General features: G+C 43.9%; 15 protein-coding genes. 11 read left to right on the forward strand and 4 right to left on the reverse strand.

The genetic code is table 11. The features are described 5' to 3' along the window. Positions 1 to 170 precede the first annotated feature (170 nt). Positions 171 to 1,370: an MFS transporter gene (locus ABXT59_RS05595; RefSeq protein WP_443638218.1), complete on the forward strand. Its 1,200-nt coding sequence runs from the start codon at positions 171 to 173 to the stop codon at positions 1,368 to 1,370. 185 nt (positions 1,371 to 1,555) lie between these two features. Here ABXT59_RS05595 and ABXT59_RS05600 read toward each other — a convergent pair whose 3' ends face one another. Together ABXT59_RS05600 and ABXT59_RS05605 are read right to left on the reverse strand one after the other, a co-directional pair. Continuing rightward, complete coding sequence (locus ABXT59_RS05600; RefSeq protein WP_443638219.1) at positions 1,556 to 2,191, reverse strand: gamma-glutamylcyclotransferase; 636 nt, start codon at positions 2,189 to 2,191, stop codon at positions 1,556 to 1,558. A gap of 117 nt (positions 2,192 to 2,308) precedes the next feature. Continuing rightward, entirely contained in the window at positions 2,309 to 2,782 is a 474-nt protein-coding gene (locus ABXT59_RS05605; protein WP_443638220.1) for an Lrp/AsnC family transcriptional regulator, read from the reverse strand. Between the two features lie 660 nt (positions 2,783 to 3,442). Between ABXT59_RS05605 and ehuA the strand changes: the two genes are divergently transcribed. From ehuA to ABXT59_RS05655, 10 genes are all read left to right on the forward strand, one after another. Continuing rightward, entirely contained in the window at positions 3,443 to 4,219 is a 777-nt protein-coding gene (ehuA, locus tag ABXT59_RS05610; RefSeq protein ID WP_443638221.1) for an ectoine/hydroxyectoine ABC transporter ATP-binding protein EhuA, read from the forward strand. Positions 4,220 to 4,319: 100 nt separating this feature from the next. After that, the gene (gene ehuB, locus ABXT59_RS05615) at positions 4,320 to 5,180 is read left to right on the forward strand and encodes an ectoine/hydroxyectoine ABC transporter substrate-binding protein EhuB (protein WP_443638222.1); all 861 of its coding nucleotides are present in this window, start codon (positions 4,320 to 4,322) and stop codon (positions 5,178 to 5,180) included. Between the two features lie 76 nt (positions 5,181 to 5,256). After that, positions 5,257 to 5,925: an ectoine/hydroxyectoine ABC transporter permease subunit EhuC gene (gene ehuC / locus ABXT59_RS05620; RefSeq protein WP_443638223.1), complete on the forward strand. Its 669-nt coding sequence runs from the start codon at positions 5,257 to 5,259 to the stop codon at positions 5,923 to 5,925. 3 nt (positions 5,926 to 5,928) lie between these two features. Further along, complete coding sequence (gene ehuD, locus ABXT59_RS05625) at positions 5,929 to 6,597, forward strand: ectoine/hydroxyectoine ABC transporter permease subunit EhuD (protein ID WP_443638224.1); 669 nt, start codon at positions 5,929 to 5,931, stop codon at positions 6,595 to 6,597. A 160-nt stretch (positions 6,598 to 6,757) separates the two neighbouring features. Beyond that, positions 6,758 to 9,088 carry a molybdopterin-dependent oxidoreductase gene (locus ABXT59_RS05630; protein WP_443638225.1) on the forward strand — a complete coding sequence of 777 codons (2,331 nt, stop codon included), beginning with the start codon at positions 6,758 to 6,760 and terminating at the stop codon, positions 9,086 to 9,088. A 409-nt stretch (positions 9,089 to 9,497) separates the two neighbouring features. Continuing rightward, on the forward strand, positions 9,498 to 10,400 hold the full coding sequence (locus tag ABXT59_RS05635) for a DMT family transporter (RefSeq protein WP_443638226.1): 903 nt from the start codon (positions 9,498 to 9,500) through the stop codon (positions 10,398 to 10,400). A gap of 33 nt (positions 10,401 to 10,433) precedes the next feature. After that, positions 10,434 to 11,633 (forward strand): diaminopropionate ammonia-lyase, encoded by a 1,200-nt coding sequence (locus ABXT59_RS05640; protein WP_443638227.1) that lies wholly within the window; start codon positions 10,434 to 10,436, stop codon positions 11,631 to 11,633. Between the two features lie 30 nt (positions 11,634 to 11,663). Further along, on the forward strand, positions 11,664 to 12,857 hold the full coding sequence (locus ABXT59_RS05645; RefSeq protein ID WP_443638228.1) for a M24 family metallopeptidase: 1,194 nt from the start codon (positions 11,664 to 11,666) through the stop codon (positions 12,855 to 12,857). Between the two features lie 278 nt (positions 12,858 to 13,135). Further along, the gene (locus tag ABXT59_RS05650; protein WP_443638229.1) at positions 13,136 to 14,626 is read left to right on the forward strand and encodes a CoA-acylating methylmalonate-semialdehyde dehydrogenase; all 1,491 of its coding nucleotides are present in this window, start codon (positions 13,136 to 13,138) and stop codon (positions 14,624 to 14,626) included. 160 nt (positions 14,627 to 14,786) lie between these two features. Next, positions 14,787 to 15,077: an HlyU family transcriptional regulator gene (locus ABXT59_RS05655; RefSeq protein WP_443638230.1), complete on the forward strand. Its 291-nt coding sequence runs from the start codon at positions 14,787 to 14,789 to the stop codon at positions 15,075 to 15,077. A 153-nt stretch (positions 15,078 to 15,230) separates the two neighbouring features. Here ABXT59_RS05655 and doeB read toward each other — a convergent pair whose 3' ends face one another. Both doeB and ABXT59_RS05665 read right to left on the reverse strand, forming a co-directional pair. Continuing rightward, positions 15,231 to 16,253, reverse strand: a complete 1,023-nt coding sequence (gene doeB, locus ABXT59_RS05660) for a N(2)-acetyl-L-2,4-diaminobutanoate deacetylase DoeB (RefSeq protein ID WP_443638231.1) — start codon at positions 16,251 to 16,253, stop codon at positions 15,231 to 15,233. A gap of 11 nt (positions 16,254 to 16,264) precedes the next feature. Then, on the reverse strand, positions 16,265 to 17,449 hold the full coding sequence (locus ABXT59_RS05665; RefSeq protein ID WP_443638232.1) for a M24 family metallopeptidase: 1,185 nt from the start codon (positions 17,447 to 17,449) through the stop codon (positions 16,265 to 16,267). Between the last annotated feature and the right edge of the window lie 33 nt (positions 17,450 to 17,482).

The following is a 17,482-nucleotide window of genomic DNA, read 5'->3' on the forward strand; positions in this document are numbered from 1 at the left end:
GGATATTAACATCAACTTAAATAGCCCATCTCGATGAGTAAGTAGGTCGATAAAAACGGCTTGTCTGCAATTCACCCGCTAATCATCCTCATTTTCCTCTTGCTGGCATATTAAGCCCAAGCTTGTATAGGCTATACTTGCCTATCGCCATCTTTAGCTACTGAGCATTAATGAAAATTTCTTTATTGAGTATAAGTCGTATGCAAAATCGCATTGGCTTGCTTCAGCTTATGACTTTCGCTATGCCTTTTAGTTTTGGAGTGTGGATGGCTTTATTCAACAATTTTGCCATAGAACAAGGTGGCTTGAATGGTGCCCACATTGGGGTATTGCAATCTTGGCGGGAAGTGCCTGGCTTTTTAGCGTTTGGTGTGGTTTTTCTACTTATTGTGATCGCTGAGCAGCGCTTAGCAATATTGTCACTAGTCATGTTGGGTGCAGGCACAGCTCTAACAGGATGGTTGCCTAATTTTAATGGACTTCTGATTACCACCATGCTCATGTCAGTTGGCTTTCATTATTATGAAACGGTTAAACAATCACTCGCTTTACAGTGGTTTAGTAAAGCAGAAGCCCCTGTTCAGTTGGGGCGTTTGATATCCATTGGTGCGGCATCTTCTTTAATTGCGTATGGATGGGTATGGGTAGCGTTGCAAGTGTTTGAGCTGCCTGTGGCATGGGTTTATACCTTTGGTGGGGGAGTCACTGTTATCATTGCACTGGCTGCTTTTTTGATGTTTCCACATTATGAATCTAAAGTCACACAAACTAAAAAGTTAGTCGTACGCAAACGTTATAGCCTTTACTACGCTTTGGTGTTTATGGGTGGTGGACGGCGTCAAATTTTTGTGGTGTTTGCAGCGCTGATGATGGTGGAACGTTTTGGTTTTGGCGCTGACGAAGTGGCGCTCATGTTCCTAGTCAATGGCCTTTTAAGTATGTGGCTGGCCCCTAAAATAGGTGGACTAGTCGCTCGATGGGGAGAGCGAAAGGCACTGACCGTAGAATATATGGGCTTAATTTTAGTATTTCTGGCCTACAGTGTGGTTGAGTGGGCTCCTTTGGCCGTGGTTTTGTATATGTTAGATCATGTTTTATTTGCTATGGCGATTGCCCAAAAAACCTACTTTCAAAAAATTGCAGACCCTGCTGATATGGCCTCCACGGCTGGCGTTGCTTTTACTATTAATCACATTGCAGCAGTTGTGCTTCCAGCGTTAATGGGGCTTTTGTGGTTAGTATCTCCGCCATTAGTATTTATAGTGGGCGCTATGATGGCTGTTATTTCCTTACTATTAGCTCGTTGGGTACCCACTCATCCAGCCAGTGGTGTCGAATGGCAGAACCCTTTAACTGTAAACTCTAACTAAACAGACAACAACTCATATTATTTAAGTGAGCAGGCATTGTGACTAATGCAACTGTATTGATGAAAAGATTATTCTACGCAGCTTTTGTCGCTATACGTTCACGTGACGTAATCAGTCACTTAGACCCCCTCATTGAGCGGATATACCCATCCTTAGAGCATCATCTTTGATCTTTTTCTCATCGTTTAAGAAATCCAGTGGGCGCTGATGTTGCTAAATAAAGGGTCATTAATATTAAGTTTTTTTAAGTGTGATGACGTGTTTGTAAAATAATCCATGTTACTGCCTCTGCCACCAAAGGCTTGACCTATCATGCTGGCACATTTAGCGTGTTCAAAGTCAACGTATTGTTCATGCTTTTGATCTGCCACAAACGTAATAGCATTAATAATTCCAGAGTGAGTCGTGACTTGGCACATGCGAGGTCGGTAAAATAAAGTCACCATTTCCCTAAGCCACAAATTTTTAAAATCTTCTTGCTTTGATTCCTGCGCAACCCGTAAGGCAAGTCCTTCACAATGACCTCCATCGCGCAATGATAAAACTAAGCCAGGGCGTTCTTGAGTACCACGATGGACCGTAGATAATGAATTGAAACCCCGTTGCAAGTCGTGCACTGTGCCTTGCTGGACTTCTTCGATCTTCATTTCAGGATTCCACATTAATGAACCATAGGCAAAAATCCATAACTCATCAGGCAAAGGACATTTTTGTAAATAACAATCAAGGGCATGAAGAACTTGGGCTTCTGGGTAGGCTGGCATAATTCGTCCTGAAAAGAGAAAAATTGCATCAAAAAAATGCAATTTTTGCGCTGTCATAAGAAAGACCTGTTGCCAAGCCTTGGTAGTATTATTATGTGGGTTTAAATCAGTTTAGAATAGTGTTGCTGAGAGTTAAGATGCTGCTCCTTTTAATGAGCAGAGGCCGGAATTAATTTAAAATTCACACTCTAAAGGCACTGTCATTCCAGTTTTGGTACGATTCATGACGACTGAAGTTCGAAAACGTTTTACGTTGTTATCTTCAAAAAACAAGCGATGAGTTAGTCGTTCGAAGTCTTCAACATCTTTGCCTAACACGACCAAAGCAAAATCAGCCTCACCGGTAATGTAATAGCATTGCTGTACTTGAGGCTCTGCCGTTACTTTCTTGCGAAAAATATCCAGTTGGTGAGACTTCTCTTGCTCCATCTCAACGAAAATCAGAAACGTCATATTGTATCCTGCCGCTTCTTGGGATATCAGAGCAGTTTCTTGTTCGATAATGCCTGCTGAACGAAAATGTTTTATGCGCCTTTGAACAGTGGCAACGGAAAGACCCGTCTCAGAGGCAATAGACTCTAGTTTTTCACGGGAATTTTTTTGTAATAAATGTAGTATTTTTCGGTCGCTCTGATCCAAACTTTTCATCTGACTCTCTGCTGTTGAACTTTGACTTAATAGTCTGCGGGCAAAAATTTAGTGCGCTAATTTTTCTAAGTAAAGCACGCTTGAGGCAATAAATGTACTATTTTTAGCTAATTTAATTGCAAAATTTATTCTGTTTTATCGTTATTTTCAATGTAAATTATAATAAATTCAATAATTTATGAATGCATTGATCTAATTCCCTCACAGTTAAGCACAGTTTTGGTAAATATACTCATTCATTAGCTTTATTTGATCAATAAAAGCCATAAAATGCTGATACTATGATTTTAATCTTTATTTACGACAAAGTAAGGTTGGCAAAATTGCAGGCTTTTAACTGGAATTAAAACAACTTTTATCGATTCTATAAGACTGATTTGAAGCTCAACAATGGGTGGTTGTCATTGCACTAAAAATGAACATTTGTAAAATACTGATTTTATTTACACTATTAAGTGGCGATTTAAATTGAGTTAATAAATAAAGAGTTTCGTTAATTTATTGATTTAATTAAATATTTCAATTTTGGCATGATAATAGCTTAGGTAAGTTTAAAAATTCAAAATTCAAAAATCAAAATTCAAAAATCAAAATACAAAATACAAAATACAAAAAACCTAAAGTTAAGGGTCTGGACCTTTAGATATTGAGAAAGTTTTTATGGAAAAGATTATAGAGTTTCAAAATGTTTCAAAATCCTTTGGTGATTTAGAGGTACTGAAAAACCTTGATTTGCATGTCCACAAAGGTGAGAAACTCGCTTTAATCGGTCCAAGTGGCTCTGGAAAAACAACGATCCTTAGGATTTTGATGACTCTGGAAACAATTGACACAGGGCATGTGGTGATTGATGGAGATTATTTATGGCATCAGCGCTTAGGTAATGACTTAGTTCCTGCAAGTGAAAAACACCTCCATTATATGCGCACCAATGTGGGCATGGTATTCCAGCAATTCAACCTATTTCCTCATCTTGATGCGATCACAAATATAGTGGAGCCACAGATCCTCGTAAAGGACAAAGATCGAGTGGATGCAATAGTCAAAGCCCAAAAGTTATTGGCTTTAGTGGGACTAGAAGAAAAAGCACAACATTATCCCCATGAGCTATCGGGAGGACAACAACAACGCGTTGCTATCGCCCGAGCCCTCGCCTTGGAACCAAAAATCATGCTGTTTGATGAAGTCACCTCGGCCCTTGACCCCGAGCTTGTGGATGAAGTCTTAAATGTTTTGAGAGTGCTGGCTGCAGACACAGACACGACTATGCTGACAGTGACTCACGAAATGAATTTTGCCAAAGACTTTGCTGACCGAGTGTTATTTTTTGATAAGGGACAGATTGTCGAATCGGGTCGGCCAGACGATATTTTCACGGCTCCAAAGGAGCCAAGAACGCGAGATTTCTTGAAAAAGTTTATAACCGATATTGCTTGATTACAAAAAACATAGCGTTTGAAAATTAACACTAATAAATTTACAAGAGGAAGGTGGTGTTCACCTTCTTTGACAACAATAAGCAAAAAAAGGAAGTCACATGACTATAACAAAGTTAGAAAAATGTTCGCGCGCAATTGCGTTAACGCTCTTCACTGCAGGCCTAACCATGGGGGCTGTGTCTAAGGTTTCGGCGGGTACACTGGATGATCTTCGTGAACAGGGCTATGCCACAGTTGCGGTAGCTAATGAGCCACCATACAGCGACATTAAGGGCGATGGATATGTCTCTGGTGCTGCACCAGATGTTGCACGAGCAGTAATGAAAAAATTAGGTGTGCCTGAATTGCGTGCTAAAGTCGTTGGTTATGGCGCAATGATTCCAGCATTGATGGCTCGACGGGTTGATATGGCCACCTCTGGACTTTACATTAAGCCAAAGCGTTGCGAATCAATTATTTATTCAGAACCAGATTTATGTGGAGCAGAAGCTTTTGCTGTTAAAAAAGGCAATCCACTTAACATCCTTACTTACGAAGACATTGGCAACAACAAAAACGTGACTATGACCACTTGCGCTGGCTGTGCAGAAGAAGCTTATGCCTTAGAACGTGGCGTATCTAAAGATCAAATCAAGATTATGACTGATCCACCAAGTGGTATGAAAATGCTGCAGCAGGGCCGGGTTGATGTGTTTGCCTTATCTGGTTTGGGAACAGCTGATCTGTTGAAAAAAATGAATGATCCTAGTCTTGAGATTGTTATGCCAGTGACTGGCGTTCCAATGGGTTGTGCAGGTGCAGCATTTAATAGCGATGATACGGCATTCCGTGCTGCTTACGATGAAGCACTTGCTGAATTAAAAGCTAGTGGTGAGTTTGCTGCCATCGTTGAACCTTATGGGTTCTCAGCAGCTGCAACATTAGCGGTAAAGCGAGATGATTTTTGCCCAGGCAACTAATCCCAATTCGTTCTACTAATGTTTAGAAACTGGAATCAGCTTTCCTTGAGAGGGCTGGTTCCTTAGGTGTTCAAATATGCAAGAAATTCTAGAATACACCCCCATCCTTATTACCGGCACAATTACGACCATTGAGTTAACGTTAGCAAGCGCAGTTCTGGCCTTAATCGTTTCATTTACGGTTGGGCTATCTAGGTTTTCTAGGTTGCGCGTGGTGAGGGTTGCCGCTGTTATTTATTTAGAGTTTTTCCGAGGCACATCTGCCATTGTGCAGATGTTTTTCATGTTTTTTGTGCTACCCCTGTTTGGGGTCACATTTCCACCACTAGTTGCCGGTATCTTGGCCTGTGGTCTTAATTTAGGAAGCTACGGATCTGAAGTTGTCCGTAGCGCAATATTGTCAGTGGGTCGTGGACAACACGAAGCGGCGCTGGCTCTCAATTATAGTAACTATCAGCGCTTTAGATACGTGCTCATACCTCAAGCTATTCCGGTAATGATTCCCACGTTTGGTAACCTTTTGATTGAATTGCTCAAACTTACGGCGGTGGCATCATTAATTACTATTTCAGACTTAACCTTTATGTCTCAAATCATTCGGGTACAAACGGCGTTAACTCTGGAACCTTTTCTCGTGATCTTAGTGATCTATTTCATTATTGCTTCGGTGCTGGTTTGGTTTACCAAACTAGCTGAACGCAAGTTCTCCAAAGGCCGTCATACCGCCGCAGCGAAAGAGGTTTAAACCATGGAATGGAGTTGGCAAGTTGTTTATGAGGTTTTACCTTCCATGTGGCAAGGTTTGATTGTCACGGTGCAAGCTACCCTTGTTGGAGCTTTGTTAGCCTACGTATTAGGCTTAGTGTTAGCACTATTAAAAATGTCCAAAACATGGATCGTGGCAAAGACCTCCTACTGGATTTCAGAGGGCGTACGTCGCACTCCTCTTCTGGTTCAATTGTATTTTCTGTTTTATGTGTTACCAGATTTTGGCATTTTTTTATCACCCTTTGTGGCGGGGGTCATCGGTTTAGGCATTCATTTTAGTACCTATACCTCTGAAGTTTATCGAGCAGGTATCGAAAACGTGCCCCAAGGACAGTGGGAAGCGTCTCGGGCGTTAAACTACAGTGCTTATCAAACAATGCGGCGGGTTATCTTGCCTCAGGCAATTCCACCAATGATACCCCCACTGGCCAATTACTTAATTACGATGTTTAAGGAAACACCACTTTTGTCGGCTATTACCGTAGTGGAGTTATTTAATGCAGCGAATATTTTTTCCAATAGTCATTATAAATACTTAGAACCTATGACACTTGTGGGTCTGTTTTTCCTTATCGTCTCAGTTCCAGCAGCCTATGCGGCCATGCGCCTTGAACAGCACTTTAAGCCTAAAAACACTGGGGCTAGTTAAGCTAACCTTACACGGTTAATTAACTCCACCAATGAGTTAAGGTGTTTGAACTGGTTCGTTAAATACGTTGATTAGTCCGATCGGTGGAAACATTGTTAGAGCGTTCAACCAAGGTCATTAACAGAGTATGGGCTACCATGATTAGAGACGTTAGTGCGACATGAAAACCTCAACTTTAACCTCCACCCATTGGGGTACCTATCGGGTAGAAAGTGAAAATGGTGTGCCTTCGGCGTTGCACCCTTTTGAAGAAGATCCTAACCCATCCCCTATAGGCGATTCAATGCTTGAGACTCTATCTGGTCCGTGCCGGATAGATGGGCCTATGGTGCGACGGGGATTCTTGGAACATGGTGTGTTGAGTGATCGATCAACCCGTGGTGCCGATGAATTTGTACAAGTGGGTTGGGATCAAGCATTGGATTTAGTCGCATCTGAGTTGAATAGAGTGCGAGACACATTCGGTAATACTGCAATTTATGGTGGTTCCTATGGCTGGGCGAGCGCCGGAAGGTTTCATCACGCCCAAAGTCAGCTAAAAAGGTTCATGAACTTATTTGGGGGCTGCACGGTCTCTAGAAATACCTACAGCTATGCCTCAGCAGAAGTCATTATGCCTCACGTGGTTGGCCATATGAGCGAATTATTGCTTGAGCACACATCTTGGCGGTCTATTAAGGAAAGTGGTGCCTTAGTAGTTGCCTTTGGTGGCATGGCTCCCAGAAATGGTCAGGTCAACGCGGGTGGGACGGGTCGTCACAGTCAAGCGATAGAGATGCTTGAGGCAAAAAATGCAGGCGTAGAATTTGTCAATATCAGTCCAGATCGATCGGACATGGCACCAGAACTGCACGCACAATGGATTTCGATTAATCCTAATACTGATGTTGCTCTGATGCTTGGGCTAGCGCACACTTTAGTTAAAAATAATTGGCATGATACTGATTTCATTGATCAGTATTGCATTGGTTTTGAACAATTTCTGCCCTATTTAAATGGTGTGGTGGATGGCCAGCCCAAGGATGCGAATTGGGCCTCAAAAATTACGGGTATCCCCGTGAACACGATTACCACGCTAGCCAGACGCATGAGCCAAATGGCTACTCTAGTGAACAACAGTTGGTCTTTGACTCGTCAACAAAATGCTGAACATATTTATTGGATGCTGATTGTGTTAACTGCTCTTTTGGGTGGTATTGGCAAGCCTGGATCAGGCTTTGGTCTAGGTTTGGGAGCCGTTGCTGGGGTGGGTAGTCATCGTTCAAAGGCTCCTTGGGCTGCTTTTCCAGCAGGTAAGAACCCAATAGATAGTTATATACCCGTGGCTAGAGTCGCAGATATGCTTGCACAGCCAGGGGGCACTTATCAATATGATGGTAAGACGCGAACTTACCCAGATATTCGTTTAGCTTACTGGGTGGGGGGCAATCCTTTTCATCACCATCAAGATCTTAATCGCTTGCGTAAGGTTTGGGAAAAGCTTGAAACTGTGATTGTCCATGAACCCTTTTGGACCCCACTGGCACGTCATGCAGATATCGTTTTACCAGCAACGGTAGCCCTAGAGCGCAATGATTTAGGGGCCTCTCCAAGAGACGATTATTTAATAGCCATGCGACAAGCGGCTAAGCCCCATGGACTGTCCTGGAACGATCATAATATTTTTGCAACCCTGGCTGAACGCCTGCCTGCGGCTTCGTCGAGCAATGATAACTTTGCTACCGCCTTTACTGAGGGCAAAGACGAAGAACAATGGCTGCAAGATATCTATCAAAGAAGTGTGAGCCGTATTAGTGGCAATGGTTTTGAAATGCCTCACTATGAAAACTTTTTAGAGCAGGGCTTTCTCAAGTTAACAGAGCCTCAAAAACCTCGAGTTTTGCTACAAAATTTTCGAGAAGACCCTTTAAAATATCCCTTAAAAACGCCTTCTGGACGCATTGAAATATTTAGTGAGGTGATCGCCAGTTTTGGTCTAGTTGACTTTCCTGGACATCCTCAATGGTGCGCCCCTACAGAATGGCTGGGTGCAGAAGCTGCGAAGGAACATCCATTGCACATGATTACCCACCAACCAGCTCGACGTTGCCATAGCCAACTAGATCATGGTTCCCATAGTCGGGCAGGTAAAATCAATGACCGTGAGCCTTGTCGAATCAATCCCCAGGACGCTGCGAAGCGGGGTATTAAAGAAGGGAGTATGGTGCGGATCTTTAACCAGAGAGGGTCCTGCATCAGTGCGGCTCAGTTGGATGCAGGCGTGCGTGAAAATGTGCTGATGATGGCAACTGGCGCATGGTACGACCCTGATTGGAATGGAGACAAAAATTGTTGTAAGCATGGCAATCCAAATACCTTAACCAAAGACCTACCCACTTCTGAGTTAGCTCAGGGGCCAGGAGCATTAACATGCCTAGTCGAGGTGGAGCTGTTTGTGGGTGTAGCACCTGACGTCACCGCTTTTGTGCCACCTATAATTAACTCCTTGTAATGTCAAAGCACCAAAAGTTAGGCATAGTTTGTTTGTGTCACAGTTCTGCATAATGGTGATAAATTTACTCATTAGTGGTTCATATTTGATTAATTTAAATCTCTTGCTTTTGCTAGAATTATCATTCAAGAGGGGTATTAATCATTAGTCTTGGATGGCTTTATGCGCCAACACAGGCTGCCAATAGATACAGAGAATTTTTATTATTACTGTTGGATTTAAACTTGAATCTGGGAGTAATTGATAAGGTCGTTGATAAGGTTGATAAGGTTAATAATAGTTAAAATGGGAGCGTGAAAGGTATGTTGCTGGTGAAGTCTAGAGTTCTGTTAGATTGACTTTTGGCCTATATATAAAAGCCAAAGCATGTGACAAGATAGGCGACCCTTTTTTTAGCCTACCAACTGTTATGTCCTTAACCTTAAGTCCCACTTATTTACGACTCGTGCCATTAATATTTGTATGGGTTTGGAGCACGGGGTTTTTGGTGGCTAAATTTGGTAAAACCAATGCGGAACCTTTTACCCTTTTGAGTTATCGGTTTGCCTTGGTGTTGATGGCGCTATGGTTAATTATTAAAGTTGTGGGCTGTCGCTGGCCCACCAACTGGCGTTTGGTAATGCATTGCATGGTGGTAGGCCTGCTTTTGCATGGGCTTTATTTAGGTGGCATTTTCCAAGCCATTTCTTTGGGTATGCCGGCGGGTCTGAGTGCAATGGTGATTGGTCTGCAACCTTTGACTATGGCGTTGTTTGCAGGGCTGATGCTGGGCGAGTTTGTGTCTAAACGGCAATGGCTAGGCTTGGTGATGGGTTTAATCGGACTGGGCCTAGTTTTAGCGGAGCAGTTTGCCCTTGACACGACCACTATGTTTGAAGGTTTTTCTGGTTGGGCTGTGGTGCTTGTCGTTGCCGCACTGATGGGTATTTCTATAGGTACGTTATATCAAAAGAAATTTTGCCATGAAGTAGAGTTGTTGAATTCTATTTGGCTACAATATGCAGCGGCGTTGGTGTTGACGTTGCTTGTTGCATTTAATTTTGAAACACGGGTGGTTAACTGGCAATGGCCGTTTATTGTCAGTTTAGCTTGGCAGGTTTTAGCACTATCAATTGGAGCTGTTTTATTGCTCATGATAATGATACGTCAAGGTGCTGCTACAAAAGTAGGTAGTTTATTTTATTTAGTGCCACCGACTGTAGCCTTGCAGGCATGGTTTTTATTTGGTGAAGCAATAGGTCTGCAAGGGTTGGTGGGTATTACCTTAATCGCTGCTGGAGTCGCACAGGCGATGTGGCCGAGTCGCAATTAATTATTTTACAGCATATATTTTGGAGTTGTTTACATGACATCATCAACTGCGACTTTTCCAGGTCGGATAGATTACTTTCATAATGCAAAAGCTGATGCAAAGCTTGCCTATGGAACCAAGCGTCAAGAGATGCTAAGTGTGTCTAAAGGTAAGCATGCTTTAGACACAATTTCCAGTTGGCCCAAGTATCAAGTGACTGACTTGTACGAACTCAAGGCTATGGCTGAACAGGCCAACATAGCCCAGATTTATTATAAAGACGAAAGTAAACGATTTGATCTGAAGAGCTTCAAAGCTTTAGGTGGTGCCTATGCGGTCACGCGTTTTCTCCAACAACACTTAGAAGAGCTTAATGGCGAACAACCGACTATGGCACAGTTGCTGTCGGGGCAATATAAAAAACAATTAAAAGACGTCGTGGTCAGTTGTGCTACGGATGGCAACCACGGTCGCTCGGTCGCCTGGGGTTCACAAATGTTTGGTTGCCAATGTATTATTTATATTCATCGTGATGTGTCTGCTGGCCGCCAAACTGCCATGGAAGCTTATGCGGCCAAAGTGATTCGGATTACTGGAAATTATGATGAGTCTGTGCGCCAAGCAGCCGTTGATGCAGAACTTCATGGGCGGGTGATTATTTCAGACACCAGCTACGAGGGTTATACAGAAGTGCCAGCCAATGTGGCCTTAGGTTACACGGTAATGTTGTCGGAAACTGTTGAACAACTCAATGGTGTCATTCCAACCCATGTTTTTATTCAAGCCGGGGTAGGTGGTTTAGCCGCCGCGGTCTGTGGTTATTTCTGGGACTTATGGGCAGAGCAAAGGCCTCGCTTTGTGGTTGTAGAGCCAGAAGCCGCAAATTGTTTACAAGAAAGTGCTAAAGCTGGCAAGCTGCAAGCGGTAGAAGGGGACTTAGACACATTAATGGCTGGCCTTGCTTGTGGTGAGGTGTCTCATATTGCGTGGCACATACTTGACCAAGGCGCTGATGATTTTGTTACCCTAAGTGAAGATGCAGTAGCACCCTGTATGCAGGCCTTGGAACAGCATAGCCCAAGCATCGAAGCGGGTGAGTCTGCTGTGGCAGGCTTGGCTGCATGCTTAATAGGGGCACAAAATACCCAGTGGCGGGCTGATTTAGGCCTTAACGAGCACAGTAAGGTATTGGTACTAGGTACCGAAGGTGCGACGGACCCTGAACTTTATCAACAATTGGTATTTGGTGGGTAAAATACGGCTTAGCAGATCGAGGTAAATAGTATGACTCAATATACATTAACTGAAGCACCTCAACGGCAGTTTATGCTTGCAGAGTTTGAGCAGCGTTTGGCACGAGCGCAAACTATGATGAGAGCACTTAAATTAGATGCTGTGCTGCTGACCACTGAAACTAATGTGCGGTATTTTTCAGGTTACTTTACTCAATTTTGGCAAAGTCCAACCCGACCTTGGTTTTTAATTCTGCCCTTGACAGGCAAACCGATTGCAGTCATTCCTACTATTGGGGTGGTGGGCATGAGTAATACTTGGGTGGAAGACATCCGAGCTTGGCCCTCACCATTTCCAGAAGATGACGGTGTCAGTTTGCTCAGCCAAACCTTAGCTGACTTGCCAAAACGATTTGGCCGCTTAGGCATGACCTTAGGCCGCGAAACTCACCTGCGGATGCCGCAGCAACAAGTGCAGTCTCTGTATGCTTCAAACCACTTCGATTTGGTTGATGTGAGCCGTGAAGTATTGCATTTGCGCAGCCTTAAATCGGCTGCAGAAATTAATCGGGTGGCACACATATGTGGTGTCACTTCTAATGCCTTTGCTGAATTACCAAACTTTGCAAGAGTCGGGATGACTGAACGTGAGGTGGTGGCAGCATTTAGAATGGAGTTGTTACATCAAGGAGCTGACCATTCACCATTTATTGTCTCTTCTTCGGGGCCAGATGGTTACGACGATATTATTATGGGTCCGACAGATAGACTGGTCGAATCAGGGGATGTATTAATCATTGATACAGGTACTGTATGGCAAGGGTATTTTTGTGATTTTGATCGTAACTGGTGCTTTGGTGACTGCTCAGATGAAACAAAATCGGCCTATACGACTGTATATCAAGCTACTAATGCTGGTTTTGAAGCAGCTAAACCAGGTAATACTACGAGTGATTTGTATAGAGCAATGTGGCCCATCATGCACGCGGGTGGGGCTTTAGGCAATGATGTGGGACGCTTAGGTCATGGACTGGGTTCTGACCTGACAGAATGGCCATCTAACACAGCAACGGATGATACTGTGCTAGAAGTGGGCATGATTATGACGCTTGAACCAGGCATGTCCTATTTAAATAAGAGTGGTCAGGTAAAGCAAATGGTGCACGAAGAAAATATTGTTATCACCGAAGAGGGCGCCCAATGGTTATCGATTAGGGCGGCCGCAGAACTGCCATTATTAGGTTAACGCTTTAATCTTTAATAGCTCCTCGATCCATGCGTTGGCCAAGTCATTGGTGGGCGCATTTTTTTATTTGCATTATGGTGGCGATACTATTTAATTAGGGCCAAATTTTGTGAGCGAAAAAGAAGACATTACTAGATTAGTGAATGCCCTAGGCGATGCCATTCAAAGTTTAGCTTGACCTCAGGTGACTATTTAACCAGTAGTGCTTTTTAGACGGGCAGGGTACTATAGTGGTTAGATCAACAAGCAGTTCTAAATATCGACAGTGAGGAAGCAAAATGCAAGTAGTAGGACATTTTATTAACGGTGCAATGGTTGCCGATACTCAACGGGTGCAGGACGTTTTTAACCCAGCCACGGGTTTAGTTGAACGCCAAGTTGCTTTAGCCAGCAAAGCCACGGTTGAAGACGCAATTATTGCCGCAGAAGCAGCTTTTCCGGCGTGGCGTAACACGCCACCCCTTAAACGTGCCCGCGTAATGTTCCGCTTTAAACAACTTTTGGAAGATAACGCTAACAAAATTTGTGCAGCGCTTACCAATGAACACGGTAAAGTACTAGATGATGCTCACGGAGAACTCATTCGTGGTATCGAAGTTGTGGAGTACGCCTGTGGAGCGCCTAACTTATTGAAGGGTGAACATAGTAAAAATGTAGGTCCAGCTATTGATAGTTGGTCAGAATTTCAACCCTTAGGTGTGGTTGCTGGTATTACCCCGTTTAATTTCCCAGCCATGGTGCCAATGTGGATGTTCCCGATGGCCATAGCCTGTGGTAACACATTCATTCTAAAGCCATCTGAACGCGACCCCAGTGTAGGCATATTGATTGGTCAACTGTTTAAAGAAGCAGGCTTGCCTGATGGTGTGTTCAATGTGGTCAACGGTGACAAAGTTGCAGTGGACACCATACTTGAAGACACTCGTATACAAGCTGTTAGTTTTGTTGGTTCTACCCCCATTGCTGAATATATTTATGCCACAGGTACCGCCAATGGCAAACGTGTACAGGCTTTAGGAGGTGCTAAAAACCATGCCATAATCATGCCTGATGCTGACATGGATAATGCAGTAAACGCGCTCATGGGTGCTGCCTATGGCTCATGTGGTGAACGTTGCATGGCGATCTCTGTGGCTGTTTGTGTGGGTGATGCAGCGGCTGACGAACTAGTCGCCAAGCTTAAACCCCAAGTAGAAGGTTTAAAAGTTGGCAATGGCACTGATGTGAGCAACGAAATGGGTCCATTGATTACTGCTGCAGCCCAAGAGCGGGTGCGTAGTTTAGTAGGCAAAGGCGTTGAGCAAGGTGCCGAACTTGTTGTTGATGGACGTGAGTTGGTTGTTGAGGGCTACGAAAACGGATTCTTTGTAGGAGGGTGTTTATTTGATAAGGTCACCAAAGACATGGTGGTCTATCAAGAAGAAATTTTTGGCCCCGTATTATGTGTTGTGCGCGTTGATACTATGCAAGAGGCTATGAAACTGATTGACGATCATGAGTTTGGTAATGGCACTTGCCTCTTCACTCGTGATGGTGAAGCAGCACGTTATTTCTCTGATAATATCAAAGTGGGTATGGTGGGTATTAACGTACCCCTGCCAGTACCAGTGGCCTACCATAGCTTTGGTGGTTGGAAACGTTCTCTGTTTGGTGATCTGGGGGCTCATGGTCCTGATGCCATTCGTTTTTATACCCGTCGGAAGACTGTAACCCAGCGCTGGCCCTCAAGTGGTGTGCGTGATGGTAAGCAGTTTGCGTTTCCTTCTTAATCTAAGGCATTAAGAAATATTAAAAAAGCCCAGCATTTGTTGGGCTTTTTTGTGACTAAAGTATACTAAACAAGTTTTATTGTGAGTCATGCCTTAAATTTTGTGTGACTTTACTTTAACATCACAATCTCATCAATATTACGAGCAGGCGGTTTCAGTCATGGGTTTATTATCGAGTATTAAAGAATTTTTGTTTCAGCCTTCTGAGGGAGGTGGGGACGATAAGGGCGCTAAAACGAGTCAACACCATCAACATAACGAATTTAGTATTGAAACACAGCCTCTTAAAGAGGGTGGTAGTTTTCGGGTACAAGGATGGATTCGTAAAGACGGCAAAGAACATCATTTTATTCGGGCCGACCAGTCTCATAGTATCGAAGGTGGACACGAATTAAGTTTGTTCAAGGCTAAACAGTGCATTGATCAGATGGGAGATACAATGTTTAAATGATAGGGCCTCATACACCCCTAAAATAGGGGTGTTGAATTGCTTCTCTGACCTTTTGGCTACCACTGATGTTGTGAACAATTTAATAGGCGTTTAGTTGCTGCAATGATTCGCTTTATTGTGTTTTATTTTATTTAAAACGTCCGCTCAAAGTAGTTAGTCTGTGGCATCACCCAGAACGCTTGCGAGTACGACAATAGTGTCACCAATTTCTGTCAGAGGGGTGTGTCTTCGGCCCAGTACGATGCCGTCCATCGCTGCATAGTATTGGCAAGCAGGCGCACCTGTGCGTTTGTGGTTATGAATACGGGCTATTAAATCACCTTGCCTAACTTGCGCGCCAAGAGCGACCTTAAGTTCTAATACGCCTTGATCATGACTTACGTGATAACAGCACTCATCTTGCATATCCAATAATTGAGTGACTTGGGGTAATTCAGGGTCACCCGCAATAATACCCGTATATTTGAGAAAATTTTGTACCCCACGATCGGCAATCGCCATAGTGGCTGGGGTTGTTGTGCCTCCTCCTCTAAGTTCTGTCGTAACAAAGATTTTACCTTGGTTTTCAACTGCTGTGTCGTAGAGTTGGGTGGGGTCTATTTCCACCATTAATACAGTATAAGGGGCGCCGAATAATAAGGCACCTGTCATACAGGCCTGTTCTTGTGTTTTGTTGTGTAAACGATGGGCCGCAGCAAAAGGAATGATGTCTAAAGTTTTTCCACCCGAATGAATATCTAAAGCGTAATCGCACATGGGTACCAATACGCGGCTAAAATAGTCTGCAATTCGTTCGGTTAAGGTGCCATATGGATGCCCAGGAAAAGCCCGATTCATATTGCCAGCATCAATAGGAGAGGTCCGACTGCCCGCTTCAAAAGCAGGTTGATTCATCATCGGTACAATAATCACTCTACCTTGAACCTTATTCACATCAAGGCAGTTGGCTAATTTGAGAAGGCTGGTAGGGCCCTCGTACTCATCCCCGTGATTACCCCCTGTGAGCAATGCAGTAGGGCCATGCCCATTTTTTATTTGGCAAATTGGAATCATAACACTGCCCCAGGCCGAGCGATCACTGGAATAGGGCAACTGTAAGAATCCGTGTTGCACACCATCAGACTCAAAGTCGATAGTGGCGCTCATACTAGTGTTAGGCAATGGTTCAGAACCCATAGGACTCCCTATTATTTTATGAAGGTTTCCCGACTGACACGGGCTAGTAACTCACAGCCCGTGTCCGTGATCAGCACTGACTCTGTAGTCTCCATACCCCAGGTGTCCATCCACAAGCCCGGCATAAAATGAAAGGTCATACCTGATTCTAATACAGTGTCATCGCTGGGTCGCAGACTATAGGTGCGTTCGCCCCAATCGGGTGGATAGCTTAAGCCAATAGGGTAACCGCACCGAGCATCTCCCCGATCGAAACCATGTTGTGACAAGGTTTGCTTCAAACTAGCGGCAATATCGCCACAAAGTGCACCCGGTTTGGCAATGGCTAAACCATTTTCTAGACCCTCCAATACCGCGGCTTCAGCCTTCATATAGGCAGCATCTGGGGTACCTAAGTATATGGTTCTAGACAGGGGGCAATGGTAGCGTTTATAACAGCCTGCAATTTCAAAAAAAGTAGCCTCGCCTGCTTTCATGGGGCGCGCGTCCCACGTTAAATGAGGCGCAGAAGCATCAACTCCTGAGGGTAGTATGGGCACGATGGCGGGATAATCTCCAGCTAAACCATCAACACCGCTGATACCTGCATGATAAATTTCTGCAGCCAATAAGTGTTTGGGTAAACCGACAGCAATTTTTTCACGTATTGCGTGGTGCATTTTACTCACGATACGCCCTGCAACACGCATGTATTCAATTTCTTGAGGTGATTTTACCTTACGACACCAATTGACCAAACCTGTGATATCAAGTAATTTTGCTTGTGGTAAACCCTTGACCAAAACGGCATGAGACTGAGCACTATAATAATAGTTGTCCATTTCCACCCCGATGACACCAGAAGCCCAACCCCTTTCAGGCAATATATTGGTGCTGAGGTAATCCATGGCATGGTGAGGTGGGTTCATGACGTAGTGATCGTCGAAGCCGCAGATGTTGGTTTCATCCATGTATACGGTGCGTCTTGCACCGTTGGCGTCAATACCGCGCCCATACCAAATGGGATCACCAACGGGACCAACAATGACACACTGTGGCGTATAAAATGACCAACCATCATAACCAGTGAGCCAAGAGATATTGGATGGGTCATGGCTTAATAAGGTATCAATGCCCTGTGCAGCCATACTTTGACGCACTGTTGCTAAACGTTGGGCATATTCTTCACGACTAAAACTTAATTCTATACCATGCATCTAACATCTCCATTAAATTAGTAAAGTCGACTT

Source organism: Candidatus Njordibacter sp. Uisw_058 (assembly GCF_047730065.1).
Classification (GTDB): Bacteria; Pseudomonadota; Gammaproteobacteria; order Pseudomonadales; family Balneatricaceae; genus Njordibacter.